This is a genomic window from Streptomyces sp. NPDC094143, from assembly GCF_040303825.1.
Classification (GTDB): domain Bacteria; phylum Actinomycetota; class Actinomycetes; order Streptomycetales; family Streptomycetaceae; genus Streptomyces.
The window spans coordinates 1-5,866 of sequence record NZ_JBEOTZ010000094.1; the positions used below are offsets into that span (position 1 = coordinate 1).

Annotated in this window: 3 protein-coding genes and 2 pseudogenes; 4 read left to right on the plus strand and 1 reads right to left on the minus strand. The window is 65.3% G+C overall.

Annotated features, from left to right (window positions below; translation table 11 throughout):
- Positions 1-661: 661 nt before the first annotated feature.
- Positions 662-1,223: pseudogene (locus tag ABTZ58_RS39635) on the plus strand (dihydrofolate reductase family protein).
- Between the two features lie 100 nt (positions 1,224-1,323).
- On the opposite strand, the gene ABTZ58_RS39640 reads toward ABTZ58_RS39635, so the two are convergent.
- Entirely contained in the window at positions 1,324-1,740 is a 417-nt protein-coding gene (locus ABTZ58_RS39640; protein ID WP_351368251.1) for a hypothetical protein, read from the minus strand.
- A 1,294-nt stretch (positions 1,741-3,034) separates the two neighbouring features.
- Here ABTZ58_RS39640 and ABTZ58_RS39645 point away from each other — a divergent pair.
- The 3 genes and pseudogenes from ABTZ58_RS39645 to ABTZ58_RS39655 form a co-directional block, all read left to right on the plus strand.
- A complete protein-coding gene (locus tag ABTZ58_RS39645; RefSeq protein ID WP_351368254.1) occupies positions 3,035-4,300 on the plus strand; it encodes a ParA family protein in 1,266 nt (421 codons plus the stop codon).
- Positions 4,297-5,421, plus strand: a complete 1,125-nt coding sequence (locus ABTZ58_RS39650; protein WP_351368257.1) for a ParB/RepB/Spo0J family partition protein — start codon at positions 4,297-4,299, stop codon at positions 5,419-5,421. Before ABTZ58_RS39645 ends, ABTZ58_RS39650 begins: the two co-directional genes overlap by 4 nt.
- 175 nt (positions 5,422-5,596) lie before the next feature.
- Positions 5,597-5,866 (plus strand): annotated as a pseudogene (locus ABTZ58_RS39655) (DUF2637 domain-containing protein); the annotation flags it as partial.

Genomic DNA, 5,866 nt, shown 5'->3' on the forward strand with positions numbered 1-5,866 from the left:
AAACCGCACGACGCTGCCACTACCGTCGCCGCTGCGGTGGAGGTTACGAACTTCCGGCACCAGGCGCCACAGCAGCCGAATAGACTCAAGAAGGCCCCTCTGACCAGCAGAGATAGCGAACTGCAACTGGAGTACTAGGACCGCTACGGGCTCAGCATCCGCGTGGAGCGGCTCGCCGCGAAGGAGCCAGGATGGGCCGACGGCCGTTCCTTCAGGTTCCTGCGGTCGGTGACGGGCCGTCCCGAGGTCGTCTGGCGCCATCTGACCGAGACCTCACTACTCGCCCGCTGGTGGACGCCCGATGGCCTTCACATCTCTGAACTCGTCTTCGCAGCGCGAGAAGGCGCACGAATCTTCCATGAGTACCGCGACGCACAGGACACCGACGGCTCCGACCTAGTCGCCGGACGCGCAGAGGGAGTCTTCGACGCCATACGCCCCGGTGAGCGCCTCGCCTACCGGCTCTTCCCGCTGCTCCCCGGCGGCGCCCTCGCGTTCACCGCCCACGCCGATCTCTGCCTCCGGCCCACCGACACCGGCTCGCGGCAACCCTCGCCGCAGACTCGCACGACACCGTCGGCACCGACGCCGACGGCAGCCACACCGACACAAGAAGCACCAAGTGACAGCGCAGACTGCCAGCCGAAGGGTCGTCACCAACATGGCCCTCTCCTTCGACGGCCGCTACGCCCGACTAGGAGACTCTCAGGACATGGCTTGGGTGATGCCGTACGCCCTAACCGATATCACCCGCGACCACCTGACCGGTCTCTGGGAGCCTGCAACAACGGCTCCGCTCGGGCGGGTCAACGGCGAGAGCCCCTCGGCTTCTGGCCCACCGTCATCGGCATGGAGGGTACCGACCCGCGCGACGACTCCCTTGCGAAGTGGCTCGTCGCCACCGACAAGGTGGTCCTTTCCTCCACCCTCAGTGACGCTTCCTGGAAGCGGACTACGATCGTCGACAAGCCGACCGCCGAGGCGGTCGCGGACCTCAAGGCCACCGAGGCGGCGACATTCTCGTGCTCTCCAGCGCGAGCGTCATCAAGGCGCTGCTGGCAGCCGGCAAGGTCGACCGGCTGGCACTCACAATCTTCCCGGTCTTCCTCGGCGACGGACCGCGCCTCATCGAGGATGGCCTTCCCTCAGAGCAGTGGACCCTCGTCAGCCAGACCGCAGGCGAGCACGGCACGTTGGCCCTCGTCTACGACAGAGTCCGCTGAGCCCCGCCACTGCTCACCGACATGGTGGGAGGTCTCTTCCCAAGGCGCCGCAGTGCGTGACGACTGAGCCCGTGGACGATCACGACATCGCAGTGGTCATTCACTTCTCCACAGTGCGGATGGCGGTCTGGAAGACGGGGATTAGCTCGGCGGTGATCTCGTATCCCCCAACCTTGCCGAAACCCGGCCCGATGGCTGTCACCGGCTGCTCCATCGCCTCGGGCCAGCGCCGCAGCATCTTGCCACGCTGAAGGATCCGACTCAGCGGAGCGCTATGTCCGCGCAGGCTGTCGTCCGGCGTGTCCCGGAGAGCGTCGGCTGACACCATCCCGCCACGCTCCACGGCCTCCTTGACGATACGTCGGGCGCGGCCGGGGAGCATCCGGTAGTAGTGGGTGGCGCGTTCCTCGGTCCAGGAAGTGTCGGTCTCAACCACGTCGGCGTGTTCGGCGAGGAGGGCGAGGAGCTTGTCCTGGAACTCAGGTGTGGGATCGTCGACAGTGACGGTGATGCGCACGGGGTCTCCTACGTAACGTGCCAGATGCTGTCGGTACGGACTCAGCGGATCCCTCATCCTCCTGGCTTCCCTGTCACTTCTTCATGATGATGCGGTCGCCGGTGGTGTCTTGCTTCTCTGCTCGAACCGCATCACGGGTGGCGACTGTGGAGCGCTGCGGCTTCTCGGTCAGCGCTCACCAGGCGACGGAACGACGAGGGACACCCAGTCTTCAACGGACGGTGTTCGGTCCTGATCCAGCCCCTTACAACAGACGTGGGCTAACGTGACTGCCGTGCAGAAGGTACTGCACGTACGGGACACCTGAGCAGTCCGCTCCGTTCGGGAATCCAACGGCAAAGCGGCGAGCGCCGACCCTGTGAGTGGGACGAGGCCGCCATAAAGCAAGCCGAGGCCGGTCATCAACGGCCGGACGGACCCTTCCGGCGTGCGCCGCACTCCTGAGGCGGTTCTTCTTGCGGAGTCGCAAGCGGCGGTCCAAGCCGCCGTCGAGCGCTATGTGCAGGAGGAGACGTCTCGTTGGTTTGTGCTGACACTCCGGTCGCGTGCCGGCTTCTGGAGCACCGAGCGGCTCTGGATGAGGAGGACGACGTGAAGTCCTGACTGGACCAGATCGAGAGGCACTCCCCCACTGCGAGACCCGGACACAGCCTGTCGGCCGCGGATCCGCCTAGCAACGGCATGCATGAACTCAGCAAAGGCAGGCCGTCTCACAGCGCGTCCGTACGAGAGGGGCGAGGAGGCGCTCGCGGCACCGCTGCCGCTGCCGCGCTGGGACGGCAACTGATGCTGGCGTCCCAGCTGCTGGGGTGATTACGACGTAATCGCCCCAGCAGAGGGCTCACTGCTCCACTCCCCCGACCAGCTCAATACCTGGCCTGTGCCTCTGGTGGCCAACAGCAATCGTGAGGTGACGCTGACTCGCTCTTACGACCCAGTGGTCACCAGGGATCAGCTCGGCGGTGTGCTGTCTCGGATCAGCGGTCCGTCCTGCGGAGTAAGCGTCCCAGGAGCCAGCTCCTGAGTAAGCGTCCGACTCCGGCCGGCAGCCACATCCCCGTGCGAGCCGCCTCTTCGGTCCTCTTCTGCTCCGCCCTGTGCGCAGATCTGCGTGTGCTGCTCAGCTGGAAAGGCGATGCGATGGCTGATTACGGCGTAATCATCGGCGTAGGGAGTGCGCGGTGGCATAGTGATTACGCCGTAATCAGTGGCATGGCAGCTACCCATGCAGCAACTTGGTTTTGCTAACGTTCCATCGAGCCCCATTCCTCCATCACGTTAGTATGGTTTCACCATGAGCACCTCAGCCACCCCAAGCGACCGCGAGAAGGTCGTATCCAAACTGCCGGGGCAGCTCCGGCAGAACCTCAAGATCAGAGCAGCGCAGCTCGGCATCGACATCCAAAGCGCAGTGGAACAAGGCATCAACGACTGGTGCAGCCTCGCCTCAACTCCAGCGATGCTCGACACCGCAGGCGCCGACTCCTTCTCCACCTTCCTGCCTGCCGGACAGTGGGAGGAGTTCCGCCAGACCGCCACGGACCGGCGCGTCTCCCTCATCCAAGGGCTCGCCCAGTCCGTTCAGCTCTGGCTCGACACCCATCCCACTCCGGATGTCCAACGCCCCGCCATCACCCGACGCATCATCGTCTGCAACCAGAAAGGCGGAGTCGGCAAGACCGCCATCACCGCCGGACTCGGTGAGGCACTCGCCGAAGACGCCAACTCCCTGCATCCCGTGCGCGTAGCCAAGGCACTCACCAAGGCCCTGCGTGCCAGTGAGACTGAAGCAGGCGATGCTGTCATGAACGATGGTGCTCTCGACATCGAAAACCTGCCCGGTCCTGGGCAGCGAGTCCTGCTCGTCGACTTCGACCCTCAGTGCCACCTCACCAACCAACTCGGTGCCACCCCCCTGCCGCTGAACGGCGACAGCCTCACCAACCACATGGCCGGCGACCCGAAGGGCGACCTCAGGGACCTCATCGTCTCCATCGATGAGGACACCTTCGCCGACCGACTCCACCTGCTGCCCGCCTGCAATGACGCCTTCCTGCTAGACGTGCGGCTGTCTGCAGTCCGTGCCCGGGAGGCCGCCCTCGAGCGGGCCCTTGCCCCGCTCGAGGGTGATTACGACGTAATCATCATCGACTGCCCTCCCAGCCTCGGCCTGAGCATGGACGCCGCCGCCTATTACGGCCGCCGTCGCGACACCGAGAAGCCCGGACAGTCCGGAGCCCTCATCGTTGTCCAGGCCGAAGACAGCTCCGCCGACGCCTACGAGCTCCTCACCACGCAGATCGAGGATCTGCGTAACGACCTCCAGGTCGACATTGACTACCTCGGCATCGTGGTGAACCTGTACGACTCCCGCCGCGGCTACATCGCCACGTCATCCCTTCAGGGGTGGGTCGACATAAAGGATCCGCGAGTTATCGGACTCATCGGAGACCTCAAAGAACAGAAAGAAGCAGTCCGGGTGAAAAAGCCGTTGCTGTCCTACGCACCGAAGTCGCAGCAGGCAGTCGGCATGCGCGCCCTCGCCAGGGAGGTGCTGTGAGCAAAGCCGACCAGCTGGGCAGCGGCCGGTTCGGCGGGGGAGTCCGCAACGTCAGCGCACGGCGCCAAGCCGTCGCCGCCGCGACCGGAGTCCCGACCGATGGCGTCGCCCCGCCCACAGAACTCCCGCTCCACCGCATCAACCCGAACCCTGACAACCCCCGGTCCGCCCTCGGAGACCTCACCGACCTCGCAGGCAGCCTCCGAACGCACGGCCAGAAGCAGGCGATCACGGTGATGCACCGTGATGCGTACATCCAGGCCAACCCCGACCGCGAAGCCGACCTCGAAAAGGACACCACCTATGTGGTCATCGACGGCAGCAGTCGGCTCGCCGCCGCCCGCGAAGCCGGGCTGGCCACGCTCAAGGTCATGGTCAGTGACGAGCAAGGCGCTACCTCCGAGGAACTCCTGGAATCCGCCCTCGTCGCCAACATCCATCGCCAGGATCTCGAAGAACTTGATGAAGCGCGTGCGCTGCAACGGCTCCTGGCCATTCATGGCAGTCAGCGCGCTCTCGCCAAGCGGCTGCATCGCTCACAAGGATGGGTGTCCCAACGCCTGTCACTCCTCAACCTGACTCCTGAACTGCAGGCCCGGATCGGGCAAGAACCCATCGACCTGCTGCGTGCCGTGGGTAACAAGCCCGCTGAGCAACAAGAGGCGACGCTGGCAGAGCTGAAGGCGGAGCGGGCACGTAAGGAAGACCAGGTACGCGCGAGGTCGCGCCCCGCGCCGGAGGACGCCCCAGGGGAGGACCCGACTGCACACCAGTCGGACGGCGGCGCGGGTGATTACGGCGTAATCACCCGCAGTACGGTGGAGAACTTCCCGGCAGCAAACCTCCAGTCCAAGAAGCAGGATCCCGAGCCTGAGCAGGGAGTGCCGGAACAGAGGGCTACTCAACAGCGTCCGCCCGACCAATCAGCGGACAACGGAGACCTACAGCCCCGCCCGTTGCCCTACGACGATCCGTCGTTCATCGCAATGCACCTTGTGCGCAAGATGGAAGAGCCAGCGTTCTTCGAATTGCTCCGTCTCCTGGCCCAGTTCGGGCAAGAACGAAACCCCGTGAAGTACGCGGAGATCATTGCGTCGTCCTCCGTGGAAACGACGACGTGAGCCGGACAGGGGCCTCCGCTCGATCTGCAGAAGGAGGCCCCACAGGCCGTGGAGTGGCAGACGTACGCGTAAGAGGGCGAGGCGGTTCTGATCACGTTGTGACGGGGGAGTGGGACGTGACTGCCGGGGATAGCCAGATGGCCGGTTGACCCAGACGCACCGCGTTCTCATCGGCGTGGTCGTGGCCGGTGCCGTGATCATCGGCTTCGCCGGCTCGTACGCGGCCGTCCGCGAGCTGGCCCTCCACACAGGCTTAGGGAACTTCAGCTACGTGTGCCCGCGTCGGCATCGACGCGGGCATCTGCGTGGCTCTGGCCCTGAACCTGCTGCTGACCTGGATCCGCATCCCCTTCCCCCTGCTGCGCCAGACGGCCTGGCTGCTGACGGCGGCGACGATCGCCTTCAACGGCGCCGCGGCCTGGCCGGATCCGCTCGGCGTGGGCAT

Coding starts and splice junctions, on each gene's coding strand:
- ABTZ58_RS39645 (WP_351368254.1), top strand. CDS start 3,035: ATGAGCACCTCAGCCACCCCAAGCGACCGCGAGAAGGTCGTATCCAAA.